At 69.7% G+C, this 25,534-nt stretch carries 25 protein-coding genes and 1 tRNA gene; 12 read left to right on the forward strand and 14 right to left on the reverse strand.

The window, feature by feature from the left end; genetic code table 11:
- Positions 1 to 89 precede the first annotated feature (89 nt).
- The 7 genes from ACFWV8_RS11860 to ACFWV8_RS11890 form a co-directional block, all read right to left on the reverse strand.
- Positions 90 to 335: a hypothetical protein gene (locus ACFWV8_RS11860; protein ID WP_384200064.1), complete on the reverse strand. Its 246-nt coding sequence runs from the start codon at positions 333 to 335 to the stop codon at positions 90 to 92.
- The gene (locus tag ACFWV8_RS11865) at positions 332 to 706 is read right to left on the reverse strand and encodes a hypothetical protein (protein WP_384200066.1); all 375 of its coding nucleotides are present in this window, start codon (positions 704 to 706) and stop codon (positions 332 to 334) included. The genes ACFWV8_RS11860 and ACFWV8_RS11865 overlap by 4 nt, the downstream gene beginning before the upstream one ends.
- Entirely contained in the window at positions 703 to 1,308 is a 606-nt protein-coding gene (locus ACFWV8_RS11870) for a hypothetical protein (RefSeq protein WP_384200067.1), read from the reverse strand. The genes ACFWV8_RS11865 and ACFWV8_RS11870 overlap by 4 nt, the downstream gene beginning before the upstream one ends.
- Positions 1,305 to 1,934, reverse strand: a complete 630-nt coding sequence (locus tag ACFWV8_RS11875) for a hypothetical protein (protein ID WP_384200069.1) — start codon at positions 1,932 to 1,934, stop codon at positions 1,305 to 1,307. Before ACFWV8_RS11875 ends, ACFWV8_RS11870 begins: the two co-directional genes overlap by 4 nt.
- Positions 1,931 to 2,833 carry a hypothetical protein gene (locus ACFWV8_RS11880; RefSeq protein ID WP_384200071.1) on the reverse strand — a complete coding sequence of 301 codons (903 nt, stop codon included), beginning with the start codon at positions 2,831 to 2,833 and terminating at the stop codon, positions 1,931 to 1,933. Before ACFWV8_RS11880 ends, ACFWV8_RS11875 begins: the two co-directional genes overlap by 4 nt.
- An 82-nt stretch (positions 2,834 to 2,915) precedes the next feature.
- Positions 2,916 to 3,164 carry a hypothetical protein gene (locus ACFWV8_RS11885; RefSeq protein WP_384200073.1) on the reverse strand — a complete coding sequence of 83 codons (249 nt, stop codon included), beginning with the start codon at positions 3,162 to 3,164 and terminating at the stop codon, positions 2,916 to 2,918.
- Positions 3,161 to 3,415 carry a helix-turn-helix domain-containing protein gene (locus ACFWV8_RS11890; RefSeq protein ID WP_384200075.1) on the reverse strand — a complete coding sequence of 85 codons (255 nt, stop codon included), beginning with the start codon at positions 3,413 to 3,415 and terminating at the stop codon, positions 3,161 to 3,163. The genes ACFWV8_RS11885 and ACFWV8_RS11890 overlap by 4 nt, the downstream gene beginning before the upstream one ends.
- A 152-nt stretch (positions 3,416 to 3,567) precedes the next feature.
- Between ACFWV8_RS11890 and ACFWV8_RS11895 the strand changes: the two genes are divergently transcribed.
- The 3 genes from ACFWV8_RS11895 to ACFWV8_RS11905 all read left to right on the forward strand — a co-directional run bounded on the left by ACFWV8_RS11895 (position 3,568) and on the right by ACFWV8_RS11905 (position 5,409).
- A complete protein-coding gene (locus ACFWV8_RS11895) occupies positions 3,568 to 3,969 on the forward strand; it encodes a helix-turn-helix transcriptional regulator (RefSeq protein ID WP_384200077.1) in 402 nt (133 codons plus the stop codon).
- 13 nt (positions 3,970 to 3,982) lie between these two features.
- Positions 3,983 to 5,338: a hypothetical protein gene (locus ACFWV8_RS11900; protein WP_384200079.1), complete on the forward strand. Its 1,356-nt coding sequence runs from the start codon at positions 3,983 to 3,985 to the stop codon at positions 5,336 to 5,338.
- A gap of 7 nt (positions 5,339 to 5,345) precedes the next feature.
- Positions 5,346 to 5,409: transfer RNA gene (locus ACFWV8_RS11905), tRNA-Ser, on the forward strand.
- Between the two features lie 105 nt (positions 5,410 to 5,514).
- Here ACFWV8_RS11905 and ACFWV8_RS11910 read toward each other — a convergent pair.
- Complete coding sequence (locus ACFWV8_RS11910; protein ID WP_384200081.1) at positions 5,515 to 6,678, reverse strand: Dyp-type peroxidase; 1,164 nt, start codon at positions 6,676 to 6,678, stop codon at positions 5,515 to 5,517.
- Between the two features lie 87 nt (positions 6,679 to 6,765).
- On the opposite strand from ACFWV8_RS11910, the gene ACFWV8_RS11915 reads away from it, so the two are divergent.
- Positions 6,766 to 8,109, forward strand: a complete 1,344-nt coding sequence (locus ACFWV8_RS11915; RefSeq protein WP_384200083.1) for a nitrous oxide reductase family maturation protein NosD — start codon at positions 6,766 to 6,768, stop codon at positions 8,107 to 8,109.
- 41 nt (positions 8,110 to 8,150) lie between these two features.
- Here the strand turns inward: ACFWV8_RS11915 and ACFWV8_RS11920 are convergent, their stop codons facing one another.
- Entirely contained in the window at positions 8,151 to 8,885 is a 735-nt protein-coding gene (locus ACFWV8_RS11920) for a hypothetical protein (RefSeq protein ID WP_384200085.1), read from the reverse strand.
- 251 nt (positions 8,886 to 9,136) lie between these two features.
- Between ACFWV8_RS11920 and ACFWV8_RS11925 the strand changes: the two genes are divergently transcribed.
- The 8 genes from ACFWV8_RS11925 to ACFWV8_RS11960 all read left to right on the forward strand — a co-directional run bounded on the left by ACFWV8_RS11925 (position 9,137) and on the right by ACFWV8_RS11960 (position 20,429).
- Positions 9,137 to 11,647 (forward strand): SdrD B-like domain-containing protein, encoded by a 2,511-nt coding sequence (locus ACFWV8_RS11925; RefSeq protein WP_384200087.1) that lies wholly within the window; start codon positions 9,137 to 9,139, stop codon positions 11,645 to 11,647.
- Positions 11,648 to 11,823: 176 nt separating this feature from the next.
- Positions 11,824 to 13,158: a phosphoribosyltransferase family protein gene (locus tag ACFWV8_RS11930; protein ID WP_384200089.1), complete on the forward strand. Its 1,335-nt coding sequence runs from the start codon at positions 11,824 to 11,826 to the stop codon at positions 13,156 to 13,158.
- A 593-nt stretch (positions 13,159 to 13,751) separates the two neighbouring features.
- A complete protein-coding gene (locus tag ACFWV8_RS11935; RefSeq protein ID WP_384200091.1) occupies positions 13,752 to 15,440 on the forward strand; it encodes a PT domain-containing protein in 1,689 nt (562 codons plus the stop codon).
- A 787-nt stretch (positions 15,441 to 16,227) separates the two neighbouring features.
- Entirely contained in the window at positions 16,228 to 18,357 is a 2,130-nt protein-coding gene (locus ACFWV8_RS11940) for an ATP-binding protein (protein WP_384200093.1), read from the forward strand.
- Positions 18,358 to 18,448: 91 nt separating this feature from the next.
- A complete protein-coding gene (locus ACFWV8_RS11945) occupies positions 18,449 to 18,838 on the forward strand; it encodes a roadblock/LC7 domain-containing protein (protein WP_329386411.1) in 390 nt (129 codons plus the stop codon).
- A gap of 1 nt (position 18,839) precedes the next feature.
- Positions 18,840 to 19,214 carry a DUF742 domain-containing protein gene (locus tag ACFWV8_RS11950; RefSeq protein ID WP_189109796.1) on the forward strand — a complete coding sequence of 125 codons (375 nt, stop codon included), beginning with the start codon at positions 18,840 to 18,842 and terminating at the stop codon, positions 19,212 to 19,214.
- On the forward strand, positions 19,204 to 19,854 hold the full coding sequence (locus ACFWV8_RS11955) for an ATP/GTP-binding protein (protein WP_329386409.1): 651 nt from the start codon (positions 19,204 to 19,206) through the stop codon (positions 19,852 to 19,854). Before ACFWV8_RS11950 ends, ACFWV8_RS11955 begins: the two co-directional genes overlap by 11 nt.
- Positions 19,851 to 20,429: a GAF domain-containing protein gene (locus tag ACFWV8_RS11960; protein ID WP_384200095.1), complete on the forward strand. Its 579-nt coding sequence runs from the start codon at positions 19,851 to 19,853 to the stop codon at positions 20,427 to 20,429. Before ACFWV8_RS11955 ends, ACFWV8_RS11960 begins: the two co-directional genes overlap by 4 nt.
- A gap of 142 nt (positions 20,430 to 20,571) precedes the next feature.
- On the opposite strand, the gene ACFWV8_RS11965 is transcribed toward ACFWV8_RS11960, so the two are convergent.
- The 5 genes from ACFWV8_RS11965 to ACFWV8_RS11985 form a co-directional block, all read right to left on the reverse strand.
- Complete coding sequence (locus ACFWV8_RS11965; RefSeq protein ID WP_384200097.1) at positions 20,572 to 21,774, reverse strand: acyl-CoA dehydrogenase family protein; 1,203 nt, start codon at positions 21,772 to 21,774, stop codon at positions 20,572 to 20,574.
- Positions 21,775 to 22,374: 600 nt separating this feature from the next.
- Entirely contained in the window at positions 22,375 to 23,604 is a 1,230-nt protein-coding gene (locus ACFWV8_RS11970) for a PQQ-binding-like beta-propeller repeat protein (RefSeq protein WP_384200099.1), read from the reverse strand.
- Positions 23,605 to 23,682: 78 nt separating this feature from the next.
- The gene (locus ACFWV8_RS11975) at positions 23,683 to 24,219 is read right to left on the reverse strand and encodes a GNAT family N-acetyltransferase (protein ID WP_384200101.1); all 537 of its coding nucleotides are present in this window, start codon (positions 24,217 to 24,219) and stop codon (positions 23,683 to 23,685) included.
- Positions 24,219 to 25,085 carry a hypothetical protein gene (locus tag ACFWV8_RS11980; protein ID WP_384200103.1) on the reverse strand — a complete coding sequence of 289 codons (867 nt, stop codon included), beginning with the start codon at positions 25,083 to 25,085 and terminating at the stop codon, positions 24,219 to 24,221. Before ACFWV8_RS11980 ends, ACFWV8_RS11975 begins: the two co-directional genes overlap by 1 nt.
- Entirely contained in the window at positions 25,049 to 25,222 is a 174-nt protein-coding gene (locus ACFWV8_RS11985) for a hypothetical protein (RefSeq protein ID WP_384200105.1), read from the reverse strand. Before ACFWV8_RS11985 ends, ACFWV8_RS11980 begins: the two co-directional genes overlap by 37 nt.
- Positions 25,223 to 25,534: the final 312 nt, after the last annotated feature.

Below are 25,534 nucleotides of genomic sequence, written 5' to 3' on the forward strand. Positions count from 1 at the left end.
GGGGGAAGTGGGCGGGCGGACCGCCGGTCTGTCACCGGCGGGCGGGGGCACGGAGGTCTCCCGCCCGCCGGGGGTCGGTGCCGGGCGTGTTACTGGCCCGGCGGCGAGACGATGGCCCACTCGCCCCCGTCGTCGGAGGCCTCCGCCTCGGCCGCGAGGCGATCGCGGCGGAGCTCCCGCGCCGTACGGACCATGCCGGCGGTACGACGGCCGATCCCGACGGCCAGCGCGCACAGAGCGATCAGCTGCATGGCCACGCCCATCAGGAGAGTGACGGCGAGCCAGAGCCCGAGCCAGGAGAACAGGGCGTCGATCAGGTCGAACGTGTCGCTCACGGTGGTGTGTCCCCACGATGGTGGTGTGGTGCGGTCTGGGTGACCGCCCAGGAAGGTGGCGCCTCAGGCCGGACCAGCGGGTCCGGCGCCGGGCGGGCGGGCGTACGGGCGGAGGACCACAACCGGCCGGCCAGCCACCAGGCCAGGGCCCGGGTCAGGCTCAGGCGCTCCGGCACACGGGCGGCGGGGCGTCCGTCCTGCGTCACCCGGCCCCGGTCGCGGTGCTCATCGACCAGCTCCATCCACGCCATCGCGGCGACGCCGGCGACCGCGAGGACCGTGGTGATGCCGAGCACCCACGCCGGATCAGCACCCGAGACGGTGGCCCACCCCACAGCGGCGACGACGAGGACCAGGAGCAGCGCGATCACGACGCACCCCCGGGGCTGATGACGCCGGCAGCCGTGGCGATCACGAGCGCCCGCGCGAACGTGGAGGCGCCGACGCGGTGGGCCGCTGACTCGCGGCGGCCCTTCACCGCAGACAGCGTCAGCCCCAGACGCGCGGCCGTCTGCCTCTCCGTCTCACCCAGCGCGGCGGCGGCCAGGGCCTCCAGGTCGCAGTCCGTCAGACACTCACGGAACGCCGCCGCCCCGGCCGGACGGTCCTCGGTCGCGGCGCGCCGCCGGCGCGCCGCCTGCTGTTCCCGCATGCGCCCCAGCTCGGCCAGCAGCCGCTCACAGTTCCTGCCCAGCCGCCGACCCTCGCCCAGCAAGTGGCGCTCGGCCGACGTCGTCGGCCGCCACTTCTGCCCCGGGTACGGGGCACGCGGCAGGACCAGACCGTCACGGGCGATCGCCCGGATCACGTCGCGCCCCAGTGCCGGCGCCACGGTGGCCGAGTGACCGCAGTCCCCAACGGGGGTGGTCTTCTCGGCGCCCGGAGCCAGCGCCCGCATCATCCGGTCCAGCGGGTCCAGGAGGTGACGCTGCTCGGCCAGCGCGCCCGCGCGCGGGCTGGTGGTCGCGCTCACGCGCCCTCACCACCCCGGGCGTCGGCGAGACGGGCGGCGACCCACTTCGCGGCCGCCGCGACCGTACGCGGGGCATCCGTAGCTGCGGCGAACTTCACGCCGGTGTAGCTGAGCCCGTACTGGCCCTTGGGGTCCGGGACCGCGAGGGCGGCCCACAGGGTGCCGCCGCGCTTGCCCCGCCCCTGCTGGATCACTCCGACGACGTCGGCGGCGGTGACCCGGTCGACCTTCGCCGTGGTCACCACGAAGTCGTCCGGCTCGTCACTCCCCACGCGGTCGTAGTCGAGGAACGGACGCGCCGGCCACAGGTACAGCCCGGCCAGCTTGCGCGGCGGCAGCCCGTACCGGAGGTGCCGCAGGGGCTCGGAGCGGTGGCGGACGTCCTCGCCACGGATCACGTACGCCGTCTTGCAGGAACCGCACACGACCCGGACCGTCGTCTCCTCGAACGAGCTGCGGTGACCGCAGTCCTCGTTCGGGCACGAGTGCTTCTCCTCGTCTCGGTAGTACGAGCGCGAGGCGTACTGGTTGGTCATCTTGATGTCGACCACCCAGCTCGGGCGCTTGCACCCGTCGGCGTGCTGGAGCAGGTCCCAGCCCAGGTACGTATCCAGAGCAGTCGTCACCGCACACCGCCCGCAGCGTCGTCGACGTCGCCGCGCTCGTCGGCGGCCGCCGCGTCCGCGGCCTCGCCCAGCTGGCTGACGTACTCCTCCGAGGCGCCATCCCCGAACCGGTCATCGAGGTCGTACGGGATCGGCTCGTCGGCCGTGACCGCCGCCGCGGCGGTCGCCATCATCCGGGTCAGAGCCCCGCCGGTGATGCGGTCCGTGTAATACACGGGCGCGGCACCCGACGGCCACAGGCCAGGGTCGGCCACGGGCCGGACCGGCACGGCGGCGGCCGTACGCTCGGCGGCCGCGATGTCCGCGCCGGCCGCCGTGATCGCGCTGTTCGCACAGGCCGGAGAGCACCACCAGCGGATCGGACCGCTCCCGCCGCAGACGCGGACGGCGATCCAGCCCAGCTTGGCCGGGGCGTCGTCGTCGACGTAGTGGTCCAGCTCGCCCTCGGACTCCCCGCACCGTGGGGTGGTGCAGGGCTCGGCCGGGTGGAGGGTCGCCGCCAGGCGTCCGGCCAGGCGTGCCCGCTCGTCGTCCGAGAGCGACAGCATCGCGGGGGTGCCGTGGCTGGTGGCGAGGGGAAGGATGGTCCGCGCACGCGGGCCGCTCCCGACCGGACCGATCACGTCCCCGGGCCAGGTGACCGGGAGGGCGTAGGCGGTGGGCGGAGCGCCCACGGCGCCGCGCAGCTCGGCCACGGTCATCAGGTGCGTGTCGGGGCGCCCGGCGCACAGGTCGATCACAGCCTGGCGGAAGGCATCCAGCGCCGTGTTGTCGTTACGGAGCTGGTCCAGCTCGGCCGACGGCACTCGGTGAACGGCGGTCGGGGTGGGCTCCATCTGGGACAGGAGCGCGGCCGCCGGTGGCACCGGCACCGCACGGGAATCGGTAGTCTCAGGCATATGGCTCGCCTCTTTCGCTGAGGTTTTCGGTGGGCCGGGGCCGTTCCGGGTCGCAACCGGGCGGCCCCTCTTACGTGGTGGATCAGGCGGAACTGCGGGCGCGCTTACGGCGCTGAGGGACGTGCTCACCCGCGACGATCGAACGGATGTTCGCGGCGCTCCACTTCCAGACGCGGCCGACCCGACGGGCGGGAATCTGGTCCGCGCGAGCTGCACGCTGCATCCAGATCGCAGTACGGCCGATGTAGAGGCCCGCCTGCTCGGCGTCATAGAGCACGTCATCGCGCAGCGGCGGCAGCCCCGCTATGCCGACGAGAGACGGCGTAGTCACGCCGCACCCGCCGCTGCCGCGCTCCCCACTCGGGGTCGGATCGGCATAGCGCCGTCCGTGATCTCTTCAATCTCGCAGTCGAGGATCTTGGCCGCCGCCAGCAGGTAGCGGGGCCCTGCGTTGCTGTTGCCGAGTTCGACCTGGCTTACGTGGGTGAGGGTGTAGCCCGCCTTCTTGGCGAACTCCGTAGCAGTCAGGCCCCGGAGTTCACGGCGTCGGCGGAGTTCCACCCCATCGCTTCTGAGTGGCATGGCTCGATACAAGCACACGTGTAAGACTTATACAAGTGACGTGTAATAGATCCTGCTGTGCACGTCTCATGCGCCCCTGTGCGCCCTCTCTGCGCTACTGTTCTTACAGCGAATTTGTAGACCTCTTAGAGAAGCTGTGGAACTGTCTGCGCATGAGCCCGACACCGGACACCCCCATGCCCGTCGGCGAACAGCTCAAGGCGCGGCGTGAAGCGCTGGACCTGACCCAGGGCGGACTCGCGTCCCTGGTGGGCGTCACAGTCACGAGCATCAGCTCTGCCGAGAACAGCCGCTCCACCATCAGCCGCGGCAAACGAGCGCTGTGGGAGCGGGCTCTCCAGCTCAAGACCGGCACGATCAGCGCGGCTTACCGAGACGGCACGCCCCTCGAACCGGCCGAGTCGACGGGGCCAGCGTTTGCGCCGCCGTACGCCGACATGAACGACCCCAAGGAAGCGGCGGTCTGGGCGCTAGATCTCTCGGTGTCGGATCGGATCGAGATCATCGACGCCGTGCGTGCCCGCGCCGCACAGCAGCGCAGGGGCCACGGCTGACCGGAGGTACCCGATGGCCTATGCCGAGAAGCGCGGCACCGGCAAGCGGCCGTGGAGGTCGCGGTACAGAAAGCCTGACGGCACGCTCGGCTCGGAGCCGGGGTTCCGCCTCAAGTCGGCCGCTGAGGACTGGGGCGAGGACCAGGAGGCGGAGATCCGGGCCGGCACCTGGATCGACCCCGACTTGATGCGCACGCATCTCGGGGTGTGGGCCCGGAAGTTCATGGCCGAGCGGCCGAAGCGGGGCCGGACTGCGGATAAGCGGTGGGAACACCTGGAAGAACGGATCCTGCCGAAGTGGGAGCACACCCCGCTGATAGGCCTCAGCTGGTTCGATGTCGACTCGTGGCAGATGACGCTGCCGTACGACGATGTCACCAAGGGACACACAGTTTCGTTCTTGTCGACGCTGCTCACGGCTGCGGTCGATGCGCGTTATCTGAAAGTGAATCCGCTATACGGGCGCCGTCGCACAACGGCAGTAGTCCACACTCCTACCGTCGTGGTGCCTCGGACAAGCGAAGAGGATCGCGCGCATACGCCGGAGCAAATCCTTATGGTGGCCAACCGTCTTGGCCCGGCGAATGGGCTGCACATACTCACGGCGGGGGTCACGGGAATTAATTGGGGCGAGGGCCAGGGACTTCATAAAGACAATGCTCTGCTGACGCGTAAGCAGCGCTGGGGAAATGGCTGGTTCGAATGCCCGGTTCTGCGTGTGGTGCAGGAGGTATCGGAGTACCGGGAACGCGACGAGAACGGTAAGAAGCGCGGCACTGTCCTCCAGCTCGAACCGGTCAAGACAGCATGGCGAGTTCGCGATCTGGATCTCCCGCCTTTCCTCGCCCGGCTCTGGGCTTATCACCTCGCCGACTGGCCGTATGAGTTCCCGCTCAGCACGGTGAACGGAAAGTGGTGGCGCCGACCGAACTGGACGAAGGTCTTGAGGCCGGCGGCGGACGGTCGGAAGGAGCGGGAGCAGCGGCAGGGCGTGTCTGCGCGTGCGGCGTGGGCACCGCTGGCGCCGGGCATGACGATGCGTTCGCTGCGGCACACCGCAGACTCGTATCAGGACCAGATCGGCGTCAGGGCCTCGCTGGCGTTCGAGCAGGCCGGCCATAAGCGGCCGGGCATCAAGGGCGTGTACCAGCATCCGACGCCGGAGATGCGGCAGGAACGCCTCGATGGGCTGGAAGAGATCTTCGGGCGCGCGATGCGCAATCTCGGGCTGACGACCCTGTGGGGACGCGTTGACCTGGTCAAACACCCCGAGAACCAAGATCGGCTCCCATCCAGCTCCCAGTTGATCTACATGGAAGACAGGAACGGGAACCGCCGGGGGTATCGCAACAGGTCAGAGGCGGTTTAGGAAGTGCGCCCCTACTGGATAGCGCCGCTCTCCTAAAGCGGGTGTCGCAGGTTCGAATCCTGCCGGGGGCACACCGTATTACCTCTCTGGCCTGGGGTTTCCACCCCAGGAAGGGCTTCACTCGGCCTCGGACTTCTCGTCCGGGGCCGTTTGCGTGTGCGGAAGGCGTGGGCGGGTCAGGTGAACAGGGCGGAACCTAGTGGGTGTTGTTCGGTGAAGCCGGGGAGGATCAGGAAAGTCGCGCTCGCCGTCGTGGTGGTGAAGGGGAGCAGGGCGTCGGAGGTGTCCATGCGGGTGAGTGTGGAGGTGAAGGTGCGCAGGTCGTTCTGGAAGCTGATGAAGAGCAGGCCGGGGGCCGGCTCGTCGGTGCTGTAGGAGCGGCGGAGCATGTGGCCGACGCCTACCGCGGTGGGGTTCGCCCTGCGTACGTGGGCGTCCACGGGGACGAGGTAGCGCCCGTCCGGTGTCTTGGCGCCCAGTTCCGGGCCGGAGGCGACCGTGCCGCCGGAGAGGGGTACGCCGCTGGACCGGCGGCGTCCGAAGACCGCCTCCTGCTCGGCGACAGGTAGGGCGGCGAAGCGTGTCAGGTCGAGTTCCATGCGACGCAGTACCGCCAGGGTGCCGCCGGCGACCGCGCGGGGCCCGGACAGCCACAGGTCGCGTTCCCGCTCGGCGTTCGTGTGCGGGCCCACGATGCCGTCGATGAAACCGAGCAGGTTGCGCGGTGCGGTGCGGCCCTTGGCGACCGGCACGTCCGTACCGCGGCGTCCGGACTGCCGCCACCGCTCGCGGACGCGGTCGCCGGCCTGGTCCAGGAGCGCGGCGGCGGTGACCGGCAGGAGCAGTGGGTCGTCGGCGCAGATCTGTAACAGCAGATCACCGCCGCGTGCCCGCGGAGCGATCCGCTCGCGGGAGAAGCGCGGAAGGTCGACCGCGCCGGGCAGTGCGGCACCCGCCGTCCGAACCAGCCGCGGACCCACGCCGACAGTCACGGTCAGGTCACCCGGAGACAGGCCCAGCAGCCGCGGGTCGGACCCGGCGGTGAGGGTGCGGATGGTCTCGCCGAGGTCGGCCAGTAACGGGCCGGGCGACACCGCGTCGCCAAGGTCGGCCACCACGGCCAGCAGGTTGCGCTGGGCCGACCGGGGAAGCGTGACGCCCGCCTGATGTCGGCCCGTAGCCGGAACCGCCTTGGACACGGCCGCCGCGGAAGGGGCGGGCCGACCCGGCTGCTCGGCGGAGTCCCATGAGCACCCGGCGGTGACGAGACCGGCGGCCACCGTGGCACCGGTGACATCGAGGAACGCGCGGCGTGACGGGGGGCGATCGGCGCGGTCCATGATGTGCACAGTGCCACACCCGCCTCGCGTCCGCCGGTCAACCGCCTTGTTCCGGCAGGGAATTCACCGTCGTGCCAGACTGGGATCATGTCTCGATCAGCACTTCGCGTGATGGCGGCGTTACTGGGCGCACAGACTCTGCTGGCCGGCTGTAGCAGCGGTGGCGACGACGACGGATCGGACAAGGGCCGACGGCCGGACGGTGCGCGAGTGACGATCCGTGTGCCCGGCGACGCCCCGACGATCTCGGCCGGGGTGTCCCTGGCCCAGCCCGGTGACCTGGTGCTGGTGGCTCCGGGTGTGTACCGCGAGTCGGTGAAAGTCGACACGGCCCGCGTCACGCTGCGGGGCGAGTCCCGGGCCAAGGTGGTCATCGACGGTCAGCTGCGGCGGCCGAACGGGGTGGTCGTCACCGCGCCCGGCGTGGCCGTGGAGAACCTGACCGTACGGAGCAACACGCAGAACGGGGTGCTGGTCACCGGTTCGGCGGCGGCGGTCGCCGGGCTGCCGGGCAGCGGCGGTTACGACACCGGCGATGAACCCGTCAAGCTCCTGAAGTCGTTCCTGGTCTCGCATGTGACCGCGACCCGCAACGGTCTGTACGGCATCTACGCGTTCTCCGCGCAGAACGGTGTCATCGAGGACTCCCACACATCGGGCGGGGCGGACTCGGGGATCTATGTGGGCCAGTGCAAGCCGTGTCGGATCGTCGTACGGGACAACGTCTCCGAACTCAACGCGGTCGGTTACGAAGGCACCAACGCCAGCGGCGAGATGTATGTGACCGGCAATCGTCTGGTCGGCAACCGCGTCGGACTGACCACCAGCTCCGACCACCAGGAGAAACTGCTCCCGCAGCGCGACGCCGTCGTCGCCGGCAACCTGATCGCGGACAATCAGCACGCGCGGACCCCCGAACAGGCCGACGGCGGCTGGGGCATCGGTATCGGCGTCGACGGCGGCAGCGACAACCAGTTCATCCGCAACCGGATCACCGGCAACACCAACGCCGGGCTCGTGATCACCGCGACGGCCGACCTGACGGCGGACCGCAACAGGATCACGGACAACACCTTCACCGCCAACGGCGTCGACGTCGGCTGGACGTTCCCCACCGCCACCCGCGGACAGGGCAACTGCCTGCGAGGGAACGCGCTTCGAAGGACCGTGCCCGCAGGGCTCGTGGACAGCGCGTCCTGCCCGGTTCCCGCCACGTCCCGTACGCCCTACGGCAGTTGGCCGAATCCGAAGGGGCCCGCGGGCATCCCGTTCACCGACGTGGCCGCGCCCGGCCCGCAGCCGGAGTTCCCGCGTGCCACCACCACAGGCGCCACCGTAGTGCCGGACGTTCCGGCGCTGCCGGACATCGCGGACATCGCGCTGCCGTCCGAGTCGCTGCTCGCCGCCCGTGCGCGGGTGCGGACCTCGTGAGGGGCGGCTACGGCTGAGCGGCGGCTACAACCGAGGGGCCGCTACGGCGCCGGTGTCAGGCCGGGTACCGGCTTGACGGGGACGTACGTCCGGTTGTCGAAGTCGAAGACCACCGGCCGCGACTCGGAGGCGATGCCGACCCGGACCCGGTGCATGGTGCCGTCCGAGCCGATCCAGTAGCGCACGGTCTGTGAGGTACCGGCCTTGTCGGACGAGCCAGCCTTCGTATTGGCGTCCGGCCCGTTCATGATGTCCGTCCGACGGCCGTGCACCTTGTCCCGTCCGACCCACGCCGCGCCGTTCTGCGGCAGCAGCGCGGCGTTCTCCGGCCGGTCGCTGCCGAGGCCGAGCGCGATGCCCAGCGAGGTGTCCAGAGCCATGCCGGACGTCCGCAGCGGACGGCTGTGCCAGCCGGACGCGGGCGGTGACGCCGGTGCGGCCTTCGGGGGGTCCGTCATGGGGTGGACGAGGACGGTGGTGGACGTCCACTGGATCAGCCCGTCGCTGGACGTGTCGCGCCCGGTCCCGCGCACCACCCCGTAACCGGTGTGGGTGCGGTAGTCGACGGACCCGGTGATCACCAGTCCACCGGTGGCGTTCGGCACGGTGATCGTCACCGCCCGGCCCCCCGCCTGGTAGTTGAGGAACCGCGTGACCGCCAGCCGGTTCGCCTCGTCCGAGGTCAACGCCCGTGGGGCGGTGGGGCCACCGCTGTCGCCGAGGAGGACGAAGGCGGTGACGGCGGCAGCCGTGATGCCGAGGGCGGCGGCTGCCACCCAGCGCGACTTTGGCCACCGGCGCCGCCGGCCTGCCTCGCGCCCCTTGAGGCCCCGCTTGATGTCGATGCTCCGCGTTCTGTCACTCCGCGTTCGAATCCTCCGCACGCGGCGCGACTGTAACAGGTCTTCGCCGAGGCACGAGCAAACTCTGCGTTTGCCGAACATGACGTTCCGTAACTTGTAAACTCGGCTCGGAATTTGCCGAGTTGGCGTCGGCGTCGGACTGAATGACTGAGCAAAGGAGTGCCATGCCCTTACGTGGAATGGTGCGGTTGGGGCTGTCCGGCCTCTTACTGGTGGGCGGCACAGGCACGATCTTGACCGGTGCCGGGCAGGCCAGCGCCGCTGCCTCCGACGGCACCCTGACCGTCCAAGTACTGCGGGACTTCTTCGGCACCGGCGTGATCAACTCGGCGATGGACGTGCCGCAGCGGGGCATGAAGGTCGATGTCGCCGACCCCGCCGGCCATCACGTCACCGGTGTCACGGATGCCACCGGAAAGGTCGTCGTGCCGCCGTCGAACGAGCTGACCGGCGGCCGGTACCGCGTCGATGTCACCGTCCCGGCACCGTACAGCGACTATCTGCGGGCGGCGCCCGCCTCGACCGCGCCGAACCACTTCGACAGCTTCACCACGTACGTGGACGTCTCGGACGGCAAGGACGACTCGGTGGTCACCGGGGTCTGGGACCCGGCCGACTACGCACTGCCCGACTCCCGCTATTTCGTGCCGATCCAGAGCGGCGCCGGCGGGACGGACACCCGGGCGCTGGTGGCGTTCGGGACGGACGTCCGGGGCAACTGTCCGGACCAGAAGCCGTGCCCGGAGGTGCTCAGCACCCAGGACCAGGTGGGCACGACTTACGGGCTGGCCTACGACAAGCACCGCGAGCAGCTCTTCCAGTCGGCGTTCGCCCGGCGGTACACCGAGTACGGCCCTGACGGCGGTGACGCGATCTACACCGTGCCGTCCGACGGCGGGGGCGCCCCGAAGCTGTTCGCGAAGGTGCCGGGCGCCACGGAGACGCCGCACGACACCGGCAACCTGATCAAGGACGCCGGGTTCACCGACGCACCGGGCAAGGAGAGCATCGGCAGCCTGGACCTGTCGGAAGACGGCTCGACCCTGTACGCGGTGAACCTGCTCACCCGCAGCCTCGTCAGCTTCGACGCGACCAGGCCCACGGCATCGGCGCCCAAGGCGACCGTGCCGATCCCCGATCCGGGCTGTGCGTCGGCCGGCGACTGGCGCCCGTTCAGCGTGGCCACCCACAACAACACCCTGTACGTCGGGGGCGTGTGCAGCGCGGAGAGCACACAGGAACGCGCGGACCTGAAAGCCGTCGTCGCCACCTATGACGGCGAGAAGTTCACCACCGTGCTGTCCCAGCCGCTGACCTTCGAGCGCGGGAGCGTGCTCACCGGCAAGTCCAACTACGACCAGGTCAAGCACTGGAACCCGTGGAACACGGACCTGGCGGAGTGGGACGACCGCAACGTGGACGGCCCGATGATCGATCCGCAGCCGGAGCTGGCCAGTCTGGCCTTCGCCCGCGACGGCTCGCTGATCCTCGGCTTCCGTGACCGGTTCATGGATGTCGTGAGCTGGGGCGGGCTGGACCCGAGGCCGGGCAACGACACCCCGCAGAACGGCATGTCCGGCGGCGACATCAACATGGCCTGCGCCACGCCCACCGGCGGGTACGAGTGGGAAGGCACCGGAAACTGCGCCGACCACGCCACGGACCCGACCCTGGACGGGGTCCAGCCCAGCGGCGTCGTCGAGTACTTCCCCGGTGACTACTTCCCGAACGGCGGCTCCGCGACCCAACCCGGTCCGCACCAGGAGTCCTCCCTGGGATCGGTCGCCTACATCCCGCAGCAGCAGTGGGTCGTCAGCACGCAGATGGACCCGACCGGCCAGGTCATCACCAGCGGAACCGGCTACTACGACATCGCCACGGGCCTCGGCCCCGGCAACGATCCGGCCAACAACGCCTACCAGTTCGTCGGTCCGAACCAGAACGGGTTCGGCAAGGCCGGCGGCCTCGGCGACATCGCGTACGCCGCGGCGAACGCACCGATCCAGATCGGCAACGTGGTGTGGTTCGACGGCGACCACAACGGCGTCCAGGACGCCGGGCACGTGCTGCTGCCGGACGCGACGATCAACCTGCTGGACGCCGACGGCAAGCAGGTCGCCACGACCACGACCGATGCCGCCGGTGAGTACTACTTCGGTGGTGCCGGAGCGGAGTACGAGCTGACTCCGGGCGCCAAGTACACCGTGCAGTTCGATGTGTGCACGGCGGACACCGGCGAGGTGCCGGGCCGGCCGGCCGCCGACGACCTGCGGTTCACCCTGCCGCGGGCCGGTGACGACCGGGTTCACGACTCCAATGTGACCCCGCCGACCGATGGCCGGCTGTGCAACGGGTACGCCCCGGTCACCGCGCCGGCGAAGCCAGGAGGGGTCGATCACACGATCGACGCCGGTGTGTACATTCCGAAGGAGGCACCGCCGACAACCACGCCGCCGACAACCGAGCCACCGGCACCGTCACCGGCACCCCCGACAGACCCGGCGGACCCGGCGCCCAACACCCCGGCCCCGGCCGGCGACCGGAAACCGGGTGGTTCACTCGCGAGCACCGGTGTGTCCGACCTGAGAGAGGCCCTCGCCCTCGTCGCCCTGCTGCTCGGGGCGGGTGCGGCAGTCGTCCTCGTCAGCCGTCAGCGGCGCGCCAGGCACCACTGACACCCGAACCACCCGAGGGGCGGGTGCGATCGCACCGGCCCGTCGGCATGTACGGACCAGAGGCGTACGACCGAGCCGGCGGCGCGCATCCCCGCTCCGGATGACCAATAATGGATGTACAGGGCATTAGGCGCACCGCTCGTTTCGCGTTCCTCTCGGGGCAAGGAGGTCGAGCCGTGTTGTTCATGGATCGCCAGGATGCCGGCCAGCAGCTGGCCGGTTCGCTGAGACACCTCAGGGGCGCCGGGGTCGTGGTGCTGGGTCTCCCCCGCGGAGGGGTGCCGGTCGCCGCGGCCGTGGCCGAGGCACTGGACGCGCCCCTGGACGTCTGTCTGGTACGCAAGCTGGGCGTGCCGTTCCATTCGGAGCTGGCGATGGGGGCGATCGGCGAGGGCGGCGTCCGCGTGATCAACGACGAGGTGGCGCGCATGACGGGCGTTACCGAGGAGGAGCTGGCCCGGGTCGAGGCGCGTGAGCGGGAGGTGCTGGAGAGCCGCGCCCGCCGGTACCGGGGCGGACGCGCGCCGATCAGCCAGGAGGGGCGCACGGTGGTGGTGGTCGACGACGGGGTGGCCACAGGATCGACGGCGCGCGCGGCCTGCCGGATCGCCCGCGCCCGGGGAGCGGCACGGATCGTGCTGGCCGTCCCCGTGGCGCCGTGGAACTGGACCGAGCGGATGGGCGGTGACGCCGACGAACTCGTCTCTCCGTACACCCCCCACGACTTCTACGCGATCGGACAGTTCTACACCGACTTCGCCCAGACCGAGGACGACGAGGTGGTCGCCTGCCTGGAAGAGGCCGCCGGCCGCCCGGCGAGCGGCGGCCGGACTCGGTCGGGCCCGGCCGTCGACGAGGAGCGGGAGGCGTACATACCGGTCGGCGGGGCGACGCTGCGCGGGCGGTTGACGGTGCCCGCGGGCGCGGCCGGGGTCGTCGTGTTCGCGCACGGCAGCGGCAGCAGCCGACACAGCCCGCGCAACCGTTTCGTCGCGGACGGCCTGAACCGGGCCGGCCTTGGCACCCTGCTGTTCGACCTGCTCACCGAGGAGGAAGAGGCGGACCGGGCCAACGTCTTCGACACCGGGCTGCTGGCCCGGCGGCTCACCGGCGCCACCGGCTGGCTGCGCGAACAGCCCGCGTGCGAGGGGCTGGCCGTGGGGTACTTCGGCGCCAGCACCGGTGCCGCCGCCGCGCTGTGGTCGGCCGCCGAGCCGGACGCCCGTATCGCCGCCGTGGTCTCCCGGGGCGGCAGGCCCGATCTGGCCGGCCCCCGGCTGGCCGAGGTGACCGCGCCCACGCTGCTGATCGTCGGTGGCGACGACCTCGGGGTGATCGATCTCAATCGCACGGCCCAGCATCGGCTGCACTGCGAGAACCGGCTCGCGCTCGTTTCCGGCGCCACTCATCTCTTCGAGGAGACCGGCGCCCTGGAGAGAGTCACCGAACTGGCCGGTGCCTGGTTCACGGACCATATGACCCCGGCCGCTCACACGGCGGCGGGCTTCTGACCCGCCCGCGCGTTTCGTCCTTTCTGTCCTCCTGCCGGCCGGGGTCCTCATGGTCGAGCGGATATGCGGGGGCCGTCGGCCGAGCCGGGGATCTTCCGTAACCGGAATCCGGTGACGGTCAATATCGGCATCGGCGGTGACACACGGCGCTCATGCCGCTACCCGCCCGACTCGGTGCACTGATGGGCAGGTTCGGTGTGCACAACGTGCTGATACTGGGGATCTCTGCCTTCCTCCCCGCTGTTTGTTCATGCTGCGCATCGGTCCGGAGCCGGATCTTCCGGCGCAGTTCACGCGGAAGCAGGCCTGAAACGGAATCGTTGGCCCGGGTCGGGGCCCGGCCGGCCGTGGCGCTCAAGGGGGCTTGGGCGCCCAACAGCGCTATGAGTGAGGGGTGTTGACTATCCGTGGATGCTCTGCCCAGGGTTCTGCTGGACAGGGGTGCGGACTCGGAGTGATCATGTGTCTGCTGTGACGCCAGATTTGGCATTCGTGACCGTGCGTACGACACCGTGAGGATGAGTCAGCTGGATGGCATTTCCGCTTCGACTGTCCGACCGTACCGCTCCGGTTTCCCGAGGGGGGCGCGGCCGGTGACCCCTGACGAGAACGAGCGCGACGAGTACCCGGTCGAGAACACAGCCGAGAGAGCGGTCGATGCGCGGGCCGGGGAAGATGTCCCACGGCCGGCCACGCAACCGGTCGCGCAGCCCGCCACGCAACCGGTCGCGCAGCCGGTCGCGCAACCGGCCGGCCGAACCGCCGACCGGGCCCCCGGCCACCCCGAACAGCGCCCGCCGACCCTCCTGCGAGTCCTGCTCGAACGGCTGAACTGGGCCAAGTTCGCCGTATTCGACGTGCAGTTCAGCCTCGCCGCCCGCCGGGCCGCCAAGGAGTACGGCAACAGCCGCGTCGGCAACGTCTCCGTCTCCCGGATCACCTTCAAGCGCTGGCTGGCCGGAACGCAGTCCCCCCAGGGCGACGCGGCCACCGTCCTCGCGTACATGCTCGGCGTCGAGGTGGACCTGCTGCTCCAGCGGGTGCCCAGCCGCGAGGTGGTCCCCGCCCGGCTGCCGCACGGTTCGTCGCTCGCCACCGCCCGCTCGATGGACGCCCTGTGGTCCAGCTCCTCGCTCTCCCCGTCGGAGGCGGCGGCCGGCACCGGCGGGCTCTGGTATCTGGACGGTCTGCGGATCTTCGACGGTACGGCGGTGCCCGCCCAGATGTACGAAGCGACGTCGCAGGACGACGTCGTGGCGATCGCGGTTGAGGAGAATCCCCATCTGCGCGCGTTCGTTCAGCCCGCGCGCCGGGCCCTGCTGATCGCCTCCCTCGGCGGGAGCGGCGGCGAGGGGCTGTTCGTGCTCGATTCCGCCCGCGCGCGCTACCAGTTGGACGCCGATCCGCGCGGGACCCTGCCGATTCCGAAGCCGTACCGGCTGGACGATCTGACCTTCGGGATCGTGTGGGCGATGCTCAACCTGGAGGACAGCCTCCTCGCGGACGACCACATTCTCGACAGTGAACGGCGGGAGCTGGAGAGCCATTTAGCGATGCCCCGCTCGGCCGTGGCGCGTTCGGCCGTGCCCGAGCTGTCCCGTGTGGGAGCCGCCTGGCTGGGCTCGTACTTCTGCACGCTGCACATCGAGCGGCACCTCGGCGACGTGACCGAACCGCCCTTCTTCTGGACACGTGAGCAGACGGGCGAGGAGGGCGCGGGATGGCTGTTCTTCCGGCACAAGCACGAGCACCTCGCCCGTGCGATGGCCCGGCGGACCGACACGTCGCAGCGGCCCGGCCATGCCTTCTGCATTCCGGAGAGGTCCGTCAAGGAGAGCGAGCCGTACGAGCGCATCCTGCTGTTCCTCGCCGTCGCCCTGATGGAGATGCACGGGCTGGCGGTGTGGGTCTGCGCCGAGGAGGAGTACTCGCAGATAGATGAGTTCGTCCTGGCACCCGACGACCGGGTGATCGTGGCCAACTGGCTGCGTTCGGACGGGATTTGGCGTGTCGGCATTACGGATCAGCGGTCCCAGGTCCGTACGTACACCCAGGCGATCGACCATGCACGCGCACACAGCGTGATCGACGGACCCACCTCCGCACACCGATTGCGTGCCCTGGCAGACTATTTGGCGATCGACTGGCCCTGGCTGCTGCGGCGTTGCCAGGAGTTGGGCGCGTACGGGAGTTCCGGGATGCTCCGGCCGCGCAGCCGGCTGCTGAGCATGGACCAGCTGGACGAGGTCCTGCGCTTCGTGGGCGAACTCGACCCGAAGTAGGCCGGGGCCGGGCGGGCGGAGGTGAACGGGGCGAGGGCGGCCCGGACCCGCGACCGGCTCGCCCCGGGGTCGCCTCCGCCCCCGACACCACCGGTGACCCCCATCACACCCAACCCCCCACAAACCAAGCGCCGCTGACCGATTCACCCGGCGGGAATCACGAATTCTCCGCGTTGTGGAGGTCAAGCATGATTGAAGTGCCTTGCCGTTGGGCAGAGTTGAGTGGAGGATTGCGATGCACGGTTTGAGTGATTCTTCCTCAGTCCCACCTCAAGTTCCGTGCGAACGCGGCCCCCACACCGATCGACGCGACCCGCGAAATCGATCGTTTGGCGGTCGCATCGTCGTCGTGCCCTGCCGACGGCGTCTTGGTGTTCGCACCAATGGCCGCTTTTGCCTGCTTCACATTGTGAAGCCCCTGGGATGAAGCGACCGCTGAACGATCCCTTCCGCCCGTGGCGGCGAACGCGCATACATACCAAGCTTGTTATGGCTCTTAATGACGCTGGCATGTGCCTGTCCCGTCCAACTGCCCGTCTGTGAAGGCTCCTTATCCCCATGGTCCGCTCCCTCAGGCTCGCGTCGCCGGCCCGGATGTACCGGCCGGCTGACGCGGCAGCTCCCGAGGGCGGCGGACGGGACAGTGAGCCAGGGGGCGTCTTCGAAGTCCCGTCCGGCCTGCGACGTCCGGCACACGCGCCCGGTGCCCCAACCGGAGCCCGAAGCCGGCACGGAATCGCGGCCCCTTCACCTTCATCCGCCGGTCCCCGTCGTACCGAGGACATTTATGCCTGAACTCTCCCCGCACGCCGCCCCCGCCGACCGCCGCAGCGGCCGGCGGCGCGGACGTTCCGCTCGGAACACCGGGAACACCGGGAACGCCACCCAGGTCCCCGCCAAGGCCAAGCGCAATCTGGCCACCGAGAAGGGACTCCGTTCGCGGATCCGTCTTCTCGTCGTGACGCCGGTGACCACGGTCTCGGTGCTGGCCGCCGGCACGTGGTCCACCTGGTACTTCGTCGGGAACGCCGTGGCGACCTGGTCCGCCGCCGGCGCCGCCGCCGTCATCGGTGTGGGCACCTTGGTCGCCACCACCCGTAAGGCCACGGCCATCTCCACGGCCGTACACGAGCAGCGGGTCACCAACGCCACCTCCGCCCGCCAGTGGGTCGAGCGCTTCGAGGCCGTGACGGCGGAGGGGCAGAAGAGCATCGCCCAGCTGCTGGAGCAGATCAGCCGTGGCGAGCGGCCCCAGCTCATGGAGCCGGCGCCCCACGCCGTCAGCCAGGGCAACCCGTTCGCGGATCTCGAACAGACCCTGCGGCTCGCCCAGCACCAGGCGCTGGCCGCCGTCGCCGAGGCGGGCGCGCGCCAGCAGGTGGACGTGTTCGTCAACATCGCCCAGCGTCTGCACGCGCTGGTCAACCGCGCGCTGGCCCGGCTGGACGACCTGGAGAGCGAGGTCGAGGACCCGGACCTGCTCGGCGGTCTGTTCGGCGTCGACCACCTCGTCACCCAGTTCCGCCGCCAGGTGGAGAGCCTGGCCGTGATGGGCGGTGCGGTCCCCCGCCGTATCAACAAGCCCGTCCCGCTGCCGACCGTGCTGCGCCAGGGTGTCGCCGAGATCGAGCAGTACGCCCGTGTACGTGTGATCCAGCCGCCCGAGGGCACGCTGCCCGGGTACGCCGCGGCCGAGGTCATCCACCTGCTGGCCGAACTCGTCGAGAACGCCGCCCGGTTCTCCGCCCCGGAGACCCAGGTGACGCTGCGCGCCGAGCGCGTACCGGCGGGTCTCGCGATCGAGATCGACGACCGCGGGCTGCCGATGGCGCCCGAGAAGCTGGACCGGATGAACCGGCTGCTCACCAGGCCGGACCAGTTCGACATCCGCGAGCAGCTGGAGGACGGCCGGATCGGGCTGTTCGTGGTCGCGCAGATCGCGCGCAGACACGACATCGAGGTCGCGCTGCGCCGCAACATATACGGCGGCACCCAGGCCGTCGTCGTACTGCCGAACGCGCTCCTCGACGCGGCTCCCCCGCAGCCCGTGCAGCGTGAGACGGACCACGAGCAGCGCCGGCAGCCCGACCAGGCCGCCGAGCACGCGCAGCGTACGGAGCCGTCGCACGAGCCCTCGTCGGGCGCCGCCTGGTCGCACCAACAACCCGCCGCACAGCAGGCGTCACCGCAGACGCCCGCGCACACCGCGTACATACCCCAGCAGGCGTCCCAGGACTCGCCGTACCAGGCCCCCCAGCCGTCGTACGGTTCGTCCTCCGACCACCGCAGCCCGCTGCCCGCCGAGGCCGGCTCCCGCAGCTCGCGCGGCGGTCGCGGCACGCACGGCGAGACGCCGTCCGTACGCCGCATCGGCTCGCCCTCGGCCCACGTCGCCGCGGCGGCGACGGCGACGGCCGGCCCCGGCTCCAACGGCGAAGTCCCGCTCCCCCAGCGGAAACCCGCCCCCTACAGCGCGAGCAACGGCCAGACGGGCGGCACCAACGGCACCGGCGGCCACGGGGGTGCCCACACCCCCGGCACCCTCAACGGCGTCCACGGAGAGTCCCCGTACGGCTCCGGACACACCGGTGGCGGCCGGCCCTCCGCCACCGCCCACCCGAACTCCGGCCAATCCAGTGCCGGCCGCTCCACCACCGGCTCTGCCGACGTCACACCCCCCGAGGTCCCCCGATCCACCCAGGCCTCACCCCCCAGCGACGCCAACACTCCCCCCGGCCGTCGGCCCACCTTGCCCCGGCGGAGCGAGACGTACCGCGGACCTGAGTTCCCGCGGCTCGCCGACGCCGACCGAGAGGTCGTCGCACCGAATCCGGATCTGATGGCTCGTTTCGCCTCCGGCATCAGGCTCGCCAGTTCGGAAGACGGCCCCCAGGGGCCCTCCGACCAGACGAGCTGACGCTGCCTTCGGCGGTCGCCCAACCACTTACGGAGTCACTCTCTTGCCAAACGAAGTTTTTTCGGCCCAGCAGCCCGATCTGGACTGGTTGATGGCTGATTTCATCAGGCGCGTCCCCGGTACGGAGGGCGCCGTCCTGGCTTCCAGTGACGGAGTGCGCAAGCACTCGTACGGTCTGAGCATCGACTCGGCGGACAAGCTGAGCGCGATCAGCACCGCGCTGTGCTCCCTGGCCGGCGGCGTCCGTGACATCAAGGGTCCGGCCGACGGCAGGGTCAGGCAGGTGGTGGTCGAACACGACAACGGGCTGCTCTTCGTGTCCATGGCCGGCCCCGGGGCGGTACTGGGTGTACTGGCATCCGACAGCGCGGACCTCGGCGCCGTCGGTTTCGAGATGGGGCAGCTGGTCAAGAGCGTGCCCGAGCACCTGAGTACACCGCCGCGGCTCCGCCAGCCCTCCGCCGACGACCGGGTGCACTGACATGGCGGCTTTAGACGGCACCCCCTGGGTGGACGACGACGAGCACGAGGTCCGTCCTTACGCCCTGACGGGTGGGCGAACCCGGCCCACGAACGAGATGAGTCTGTCGTCGCTCCTCAAGGCACGCGCCACGGCGCCGGAGGGCTACCTCAGCCCGGAGGCGGCCCACTGTCTCGCGCTCTGCCGCGGTGAGGCACGGTCGGTCGCGGAGGTCGCCGCCACGCTGGGCCAGCCGGTCCAGGTGGCCAAGATCCTGCTCTCCGACCTGCTGGACGCGGGGGCACTGATCATGGCGATGCCCACGAGAACGGCCGACCCGAAAGATCCGAATCTGCTGGAGGCAGTGCTTGAGGGGCTACGAACCTATGTCGTCTGACGATCCCATCGCCTTGAAAATCGTGGTCGGCGGCGGCTTCGGCGTCGGCAAGACCACCATGATCGGCGCGGTCAGCGAGATCAAGCCGCTGTCGACCGAGGAGACACTGACCTCCGCGAGCAGCGGGACGGGCACCGACCGGCTGGAGGGCATCGAGAACAAGGCGACCACCACGGTCGCCCTGGACTTCGGCCGTATCACCCTCCAGAAGCAGAACATGGTGCTGCTTCTGTTCGGCACTCCGGGACAGCAGCGGTTCTGGTTCACCTGGGACGATCTGTCGCTGGGTGCCATCGGGGCCGTCGTCCTGGCCGACACCCGCCGGCTGCTGGACTGTTTCGCCGCCGTCGAGTACTTCGAGAGCCGCGACGTGCCCTTCGTCGTCGCCGTCAACGAGTTCGACGCCGACGACGCCTACCGCTACAGCTCGGAAGAGGTCCGCGAGGCGCTCGAACTCAGGGCTGACGTACCGGTGTTGCTCTGCGACGCACGCGATCCGGCGTCGGCCAAGCACGTACTGGTCTCACTCGTCTCGTACGCGCACGCGGTCTCGCTCCGCCGCGCGCGGGAGCGGGCCGTCCAGGCCCCGCCCGCCGCACCCCCCCTTCAGCACTCCAGCGACTTGGGAGCCACCTCATGACGTACGACACCGAAGCGGGACTGCATCTGCCCGCGCCCGACATGGAACTGGCGCAGCGCGAGGCCCGGCTGCGTGAGCTGGGTCTGGGTGACATGCCCGACGCGCAGTTCGACGCCTTCGCGACGCAGCTGGCGCAGGCGGCGGGCGCGCCGTACGCGATGGTCAACTTCATCACCGGCCACCAGTTCTTCGCCGGTCTGCACACGCCGGGCGCGGCGGCGGCTCCGTCGGGCGAGGCGGGCGCGAACGCCGCGCCCGAGGTGAGCCGGATCATGTCCCGTGACCACGGGTACTGCCCGGACGTCCTCAACCGCCGTAAGGCGCTGGTGCTTCCGGACGTGTACGCGTATCCGCGGTTCGCCTCGAACGAGGTGGTGGACCTGATCGGTATCCGTACGTACGCGGGCGCTCCGCTCATTGACGAGCGTACGGACACGGTGCTGGGCACGGTCTGCTTCGTGGGTACGGACCCGCGCGGCAAGGAGACGGGCCGCGACACGCTCCAGCTCATCAAGGAGAGCCGCGACGAGCTGATGCGCATGATCTACCAGCGCACCGGTGGAGGCCCGCGCTAGAACGCGTGCGGGACGGATGGAGGCCGGCGCCGGAAAGCGGCGGAGGCCCGCACCGGAATGCGGGCCTCACGGCACTTCGACGTACAACGGCCGGCAACAGCCGGCTCCGGCCGGCGAGTTAGAGCTTCAACGGATCACAATCTCAGACGGTGACAGCCGCCCCCGCTCCGGCGTGGGCGGCCAGTCGTCGTGACCAGTCGCCCTTCGAGGTGCCCAGCGCCGTCTCGGCCAGCCGCTGGAGCTGGATGTCGGACGTGCCGGCCGGTGCGAAGATGTGGAACGCGTCGCGCGTGAAGCGCTCGATGGGCAGGTCGGCGGAGAGGCCGATGCCCGCGTGGATCTCCATGGCGGCACGGGCGGAGTCCATCGCCGACTCGACGTTGACGAGTTTGGCGTTCATCAACTCGGCGTCGCACGGCAGCCCTTGGTCCAGCAGGTGCACGGCGTGATACGCCGTCAGCCGGGCGGTCATGAACGCCGACTGCATCTTCCCCAGCTTCTGCTTGATGGTGGGGAGTTCGGCGAGGGGCGCGCCGTAACGCTGGCGTGAGCTCGCGAACGCGATCGTCTCCTCCAGGATCGCCCGGTGGATGCCGAGGGCGACGGCGGTGAGGTTGGCACGGCCGTAGAGGATGCTGGAGGAGTACGCGACGGGGAGCCCGTCGCCCTCGTTGCCCAGCAGATTGGCCGCGGGCACCCGGCAGTTGTCGAAGATCAGCTCACCGAACGAGAAGCCGTGCAGGCCCATGGCGGGCCGGTGCGGGGCCAGCGAGAAGCCGGGGCGGTCCGACTCCACCAGGAAGGCGGAGAGGCCCTTGCTGCCCGGTCCGGTGCGCACGACGACACCGTGCAGATCGCCGACGTGTGAATTGCCGACGAACACCTTGGCGCCGTTGAGTACGTAGTCGTCACCGTCGCGGTGGGCGGTGGCCTCCATGCCGAGGACATGACCGCCCGAGCCGGTCTCCGTCACGGCGATGGTCGGCAGGCAGGCGCCGGCCGCGATCTCGGGGAGCCAGGTCTTCTTCTGGGTGTCGTTGCCGAAGTGAATGATCTTCGCGACACCGAGCTGGGATGCCTGCACCATGGCACCCATGGCACCGCTGACCCGGGCCAGTTCCTCGATGATGATGGTCTTCGCGACATGGCCGGCTCCCATGCCGCCGTACATGGGATCGATGGTGACGCCCAGCCAGCCCTGCCAGGCGATCAACTGGGACAGCTCGTGCTGGACGGCCTTGGATGCCTCCATCTCGGGGATCCGAGGGCGGACTTCGGCCTCGGCGAATGCGCGGACCTGCGCCCTGAGACGTTCATGGAATTCCGTGGTGAAATAGCCACTCATGCGCCTGTACAGCCCTCTCGAATGAGACATCTGTCAACTGTCAACATGGTTAGAACTGATCGGGTGCTCTCAGATCGGTCAGCGGAACCGGAACTCGCCCTACCGGCGGCAGGCGCCCCTACACAGTGACGATTTCCCGCTCTCGTTGCAGCACCGCACAGGGGTCGTTTGTGGGTCGTTTGCTGCGATGACTACACCCCGTGTCCGCCTGACTCTGTGCCAATCCGGCCTTTCTCACGTTTTGGCCGATCCGGCGCCCCCTACGATCCGAACCGCAAACGACCCCGGCGCGGCCCACGAACGATCACGATCGACGGTATGAAACGCGCCAAGAGACGTTTGCGGGCTATTCGGGCATGCCTCGGGCACTCTCCGGACCGGTTCGGGCACCGTGAGAGACGGTTGGGGCGGTGAGTAATCAGCCAGTGACGGCGGAACGGAGGATCCAGAACCCGCCAGGATCGTCGAGCCAGGCATACTCCCCCGGCTTCGCTGACGGTCAGCCCGAAACTGCCGCGGCCGGGCCGGTGTTCACCGGTCGCGTCTGTGGGCTGCCTCCCTCCCGGAGGCAGCCCACAGATGTCTCAGAAGCCGTACCCGCTACACGGGAAGCGCGTGCAACTGCTTGCCGTGCAGGGCGAAGACGTGCTTGCCGTCGGTGGCCACGATCCACGCGTGGTAGTCGCCGGACTTGTCGTTGAACGTCCAGCGCAGGGCACCGGTCTTCGCGTCGAAGGCGTGGATGCCGCCCTGCTTGTCGAGGTCGGTGGCTCCGTAGAGCGTGCCGCCCGCCTGGACGAACTGCCGGGGCACCTGCGCGTTCGCCTTCGCGAGGGCCTTGGACTGCCAGATCTTCTTTCCGGTCTGCGGCTCGATGGACCAGAGCGTCCTGCCACTGTCCGCGACAAGGAGTACGTCCTCCAGGACGGTCGGCTCCTTGAACGAGTCGAACTTCTCGGTCTGCAAGGACCACTTCTCAACGCCGTCGGACAGGTTGAACGCCTGGAGCTTCTGCCCCTGCGGGACGATCACCAGCTCCTGGTGGACGGCGAAGACACTGAAGCTCGTCTTCGTCGTCTTCTGCGTCCACACCTGCTTGCCGGTGGCCGTGTCGCGAACGGTGAGGTTCTTCTTGAAGTCCGTGTAGACGAGGTGGCGTCCCTGTACGACGGCGTGAACTCCGCTCTGCTCGGTACCGACGTCGCGCTGCTCCTTCCACACCACCCTGCCGGTGGCGCTGTCCAACGCGGCGATCACGTTGGTGTAGGAGGAGCCGTCTGCCTCAAGGATCTCGGCGATGACGTACACCTGCTTCTCGTCCACCGCGATCGGCCTCGGCTGCCGGTACTCCTTGCCCAGGTGGCTGCGCCAGGTCTCCTTGCCTGAAGCGGGGTCGTACCCGGCGAGAGTGCCGTCGTACTGGCCACTGGCCAAATACAGGGTGCCGTCGCCGAGCAGCAGCGGTGCACCGGGGATCGCGCCGCCCTCCAGCGACCACTTCGGCTTGCCGGTCGCCCCGTCGAGGGCGGCAAGCGGGTCACCGGTCGCCACCACCACGCCGTCCACGGCGACGAGTTCGTCGTTGTCCCCGTATGTCTGGGCCGAAATCGGCTTCGTCCACAGCGGCTTGGGCGCCTGCCCGTCCTGGGGGGTGGCGCCCTCCGACGTCTCGGCGCCCCCGGCGCCCCCGGAGCCCTCGTCCTCAGTCACTTCCTCGCGGCAGCCGGCCGTCCCGGCCCCCAGGGCTGTCACCATGAGACCGCCCCCGGCCAGCCGAAGTATCCGCCGCCGGGAAGACCTGGCGCCCGCTGTGCCGTACCCCGTGAACATGTCGCCGTACCCCCGTGAAGTCGTATGAGCATGAGCAGTCCGCTCACGCAAAGGCGCGCGGTCCTGCGACCAGGTACGTTAACGCCGCCGCCCCGGCAACGGTGGCTCCAGGACCCGGCCGGGACAACGCCGTGAACCAACCGCAACATTGAGAGGCCTCTGGTCACCAGGCTGTGTGCGCTTCGCGACGTACTGCGAGAAGCCGTCCGCCGTTCCTGTGTGCGTAAAGCCCGCTTTCACCAGGACTCTTCCGGAAGCTCCGTTCTCCACCTGGTGCTTGGCGCGCACGGTGGACAGGGACAGTGCGCCGAAGGCGAGCGCCAGCAGTTCGGTCACGGCGCCGGTGGCGAAGCCGCGTCCCCACCTGTCGTGGCGCAGGATGTAGCTGACTCGGCCCTCGGTGTTGGTCACGTTCAGCTTGATGGCGCCGACCAAGTCGCCTTCGATGTCGATGCCGAGGATGAACCGGAGACGGGGCCGGGCCGTCGCCGCGGCGACGTACGCCGCTGCCTCATCGGCACCCATCGGGCCACGGCCCAGGAATCGCAACGACCGGCCGCTGTAGATTCTCTGGACTTCCGGCGCATCGTCCGATGTAAGCTCCCGCAGCTCCATCACGGCAGTGACGCCAGTGCGTCGCCGAGTTCGGCCGCTGTGAGCCGGTCCTCAGGGCCGGACAACAGGACGGGGCGCAGCACGTCCTGGAACTCCGGCCACGGGGTGGCGGAATCCAGCGGGATCCTGCCGGTGGCGATGGCCGCCCGTCGCTTGGCCGGTCCTACGTCCGGCCGGATGCCGGCCGCCGTGTAGTCCAGCGGCCACCTGCCGGTCGCACAGGTCCAGAGCACTCCGGCGAGGGCATAGACGTCGGACCGCGCGGATGGCACTACGGGTTGCGGCCCGTCGGTGATCCACGCGGCCAACTCCGGTGCGACCAGGTGCGTGATGCCGCCGTGGAAGGTCGGCCAGAGGGGCGTACCCGTACCTTCGTGCCACGACCACGCGAAGTCGATGAGTTTGACGCCGGTATCCGTGTGGATGCCGTGGGAGGGCTGGAGGTCCCCATGTACCCATCCCTCGGCGTGGAGATCGTCGACGGCGCGGCACAGCCGGACAGCCTCCGCGAGGACCGGATTACGGTCGTCCTGACGGCCCTGGCCCTCCCCGCCGTCCCGAACTGGTGCGAAGACCTTCCAGGTTGATGGCCCTTCCAGCCACGGCGTGACATACCAGGTGCCACCGGCGGCTCGCCCTGCCGTGACGGTGCAGCCGGAGAGCTGGTCAAGGACCGCGACTTCCCGCGCGGTGTTCTCCTCGCCTTCTCCGTAGCCGTACTTGACAGCAACGGTGGTGACGGCACCCGTTGCCCTCCACACGGCGGAGCCGCGCCGGTCGGTGATCTCCGTCAACTCGACAGGGCGGCCACAGACGGTCTCGGCGGCCTTCAGCGCTTCCGCGGGGCAGGGAGCGAACTCGCCCATTCTCGTACCGTCTTCCAGTCGCAGGGGATCTTCTCGAATACGTCGCGGCCGTCGTCGTCGGCCATGGCCAGCGCTGTCGACAGCTCGGGGGTGTCCTTCAGGAAGTCAGGGTCGAGCCGTCGTATCGAGGCACGCACGGGGAGAAACGAGAACGGGGCCGGTGGAATGTTCCGGCCGGACCTGTCACGTTCGTGGGCTCCTTGGGCGAACTTGCCGAACATGATCCCCACGGGCCCGTAAAGGTGCTTCAGCGCCCAGTGGGGCCATGCCATCAGTTTCCGGTGGTCCGCGTCCGACGCACCTGCCAGAAGGACGATGTTCTCGCAGCCGAGTGCGCCATTCCGATTCGCCGACGGACGTACCCGCTCAGCGGCGTGGACGGCGGCGTGGAACAACTCCGCCTCGACCGAGTACCGTTCGGCGCCCGTCGCGATCCGTACACCGTCCAG

It is taken from the genome of Streptomyces sp. NPDC058665, from assembly GCF_042714995.1.
GTDB lineage: Bacteria > Actinomycetota > Actinomycetes > Streptomycetales > Streptomycetaceae > Streptomyces.

Coding starts and splice junctions, on each gene's coding strand:
- ACFWV8_RS11880 (WP_384200071.1), bottom strand. CDS start 2,833: ATGCCTGAGACTACCGATTCCCGTGCGGTGCCGGTGCCACCGGCGGCC.
- ACFWV8_RS11890 (WP_384200075.1), bottom strand. CDS start 3,415: ATGCCACTCAGAAGCGATGGGGTGGAACTCCGCCGACGCCGTGAACTC.
- ACFWV8_RS11895 (WP_384200077.1), top strand. CDS start 3,568: ATGAGCCCGACACCGGACACCCCCATGCCCGTCGGCGAACAGCTCAAG.
- ACFWV8_RS11900 (WP_384200079.1), top strand. CDS start 3,983: ATGGCCTATGCCGAGAAGCGCGGCACCGGCAAGCGGCCGTGGAGGTCG.
- ACFWV8_RS11910 (WP_384200081.1), bottom strand. CDS start 6,678: ATGGACCGCGCCGATCGCCCCCCGTCACGCCGCGCGTTCCTCGATGTC.
- ACFWV8_RS11915 (WP_384200083.1), top strand. CDS start 6,766: ATGTCTCGATCAGCACTTCGCGTGATGGCGGCGTTACTGGGCGCACAG.
- ACFWV8_RS11925 (WP_384200087.1), top strand. CDS start 9,137: ATGCCCTTACGTGGAATGGTGCGGTTGGGGCTGTCCGGCCTCTTACTG.
- ACFWV8_RS11940 (WP_384200093.1), top strand. CDS start 16,228: ATGCCTGAACTCTCCCCGCACGCCGCCCCCGCCGACCGCCGCAGCGGC.
- ACFWV8_RS11945 (WP_329386411.1), top strand. CDS start 18,449: ATGGCTGATTTCATCAGGCGCGTCCCCGGTACGGAGGGCGCCGTCCTG.
- ACFWV8_RS11950 (WP_189109796.1), top strand. CDS start 18,840: ATGGCGGCTTTAGACGGCACCCCCTGGGTGGACGACGACGAGCACGAG.
- ACFWV8_RS11955 (WP_329386409.1), top strand. CDS start 19,204: ATGTCGTCTGACGATCCCATCGCCTTGAAAATCGTGGTCGGCGGCGGC.
- ACFWV8_RS11960 (WP_384200095.1), top strand. CDS start 19,851: ATGACGTACGACACCGAAGCGGGACTGCATCTGCCCGCGCCCGACATG.
- ACFWV8_RS11965 (WP_384200097.1), bottom strand. CDS start 21,774: ATGAGTGGCTATTTCACCACGGAATTCCATGAACGTCTCAGGGCGCAG.
- ACFWV8_RS11970 (WP_384200099.1), bottom strand. CDS start 23,604: ATGTTCACGGGGTACGGCACAGCGGGCGCCAGGTCTTCCCGGCGGCGG.
- ACFWV8_RS11975 (WP_384200101.1), bottom strand. CDS start 24,219: ATGGAGCTGCGGGAGCTTACATCGGACGATGCGCCGGAAGTCCAGAGA.
- ACFWV8_RS11980 (WP_384200103.1), bottom strand. CDS start 25,085: ATGGGCGAGTTCGCTCCCTGCCCCGCGGAAGCGCTGAAGGCCGCCGAG.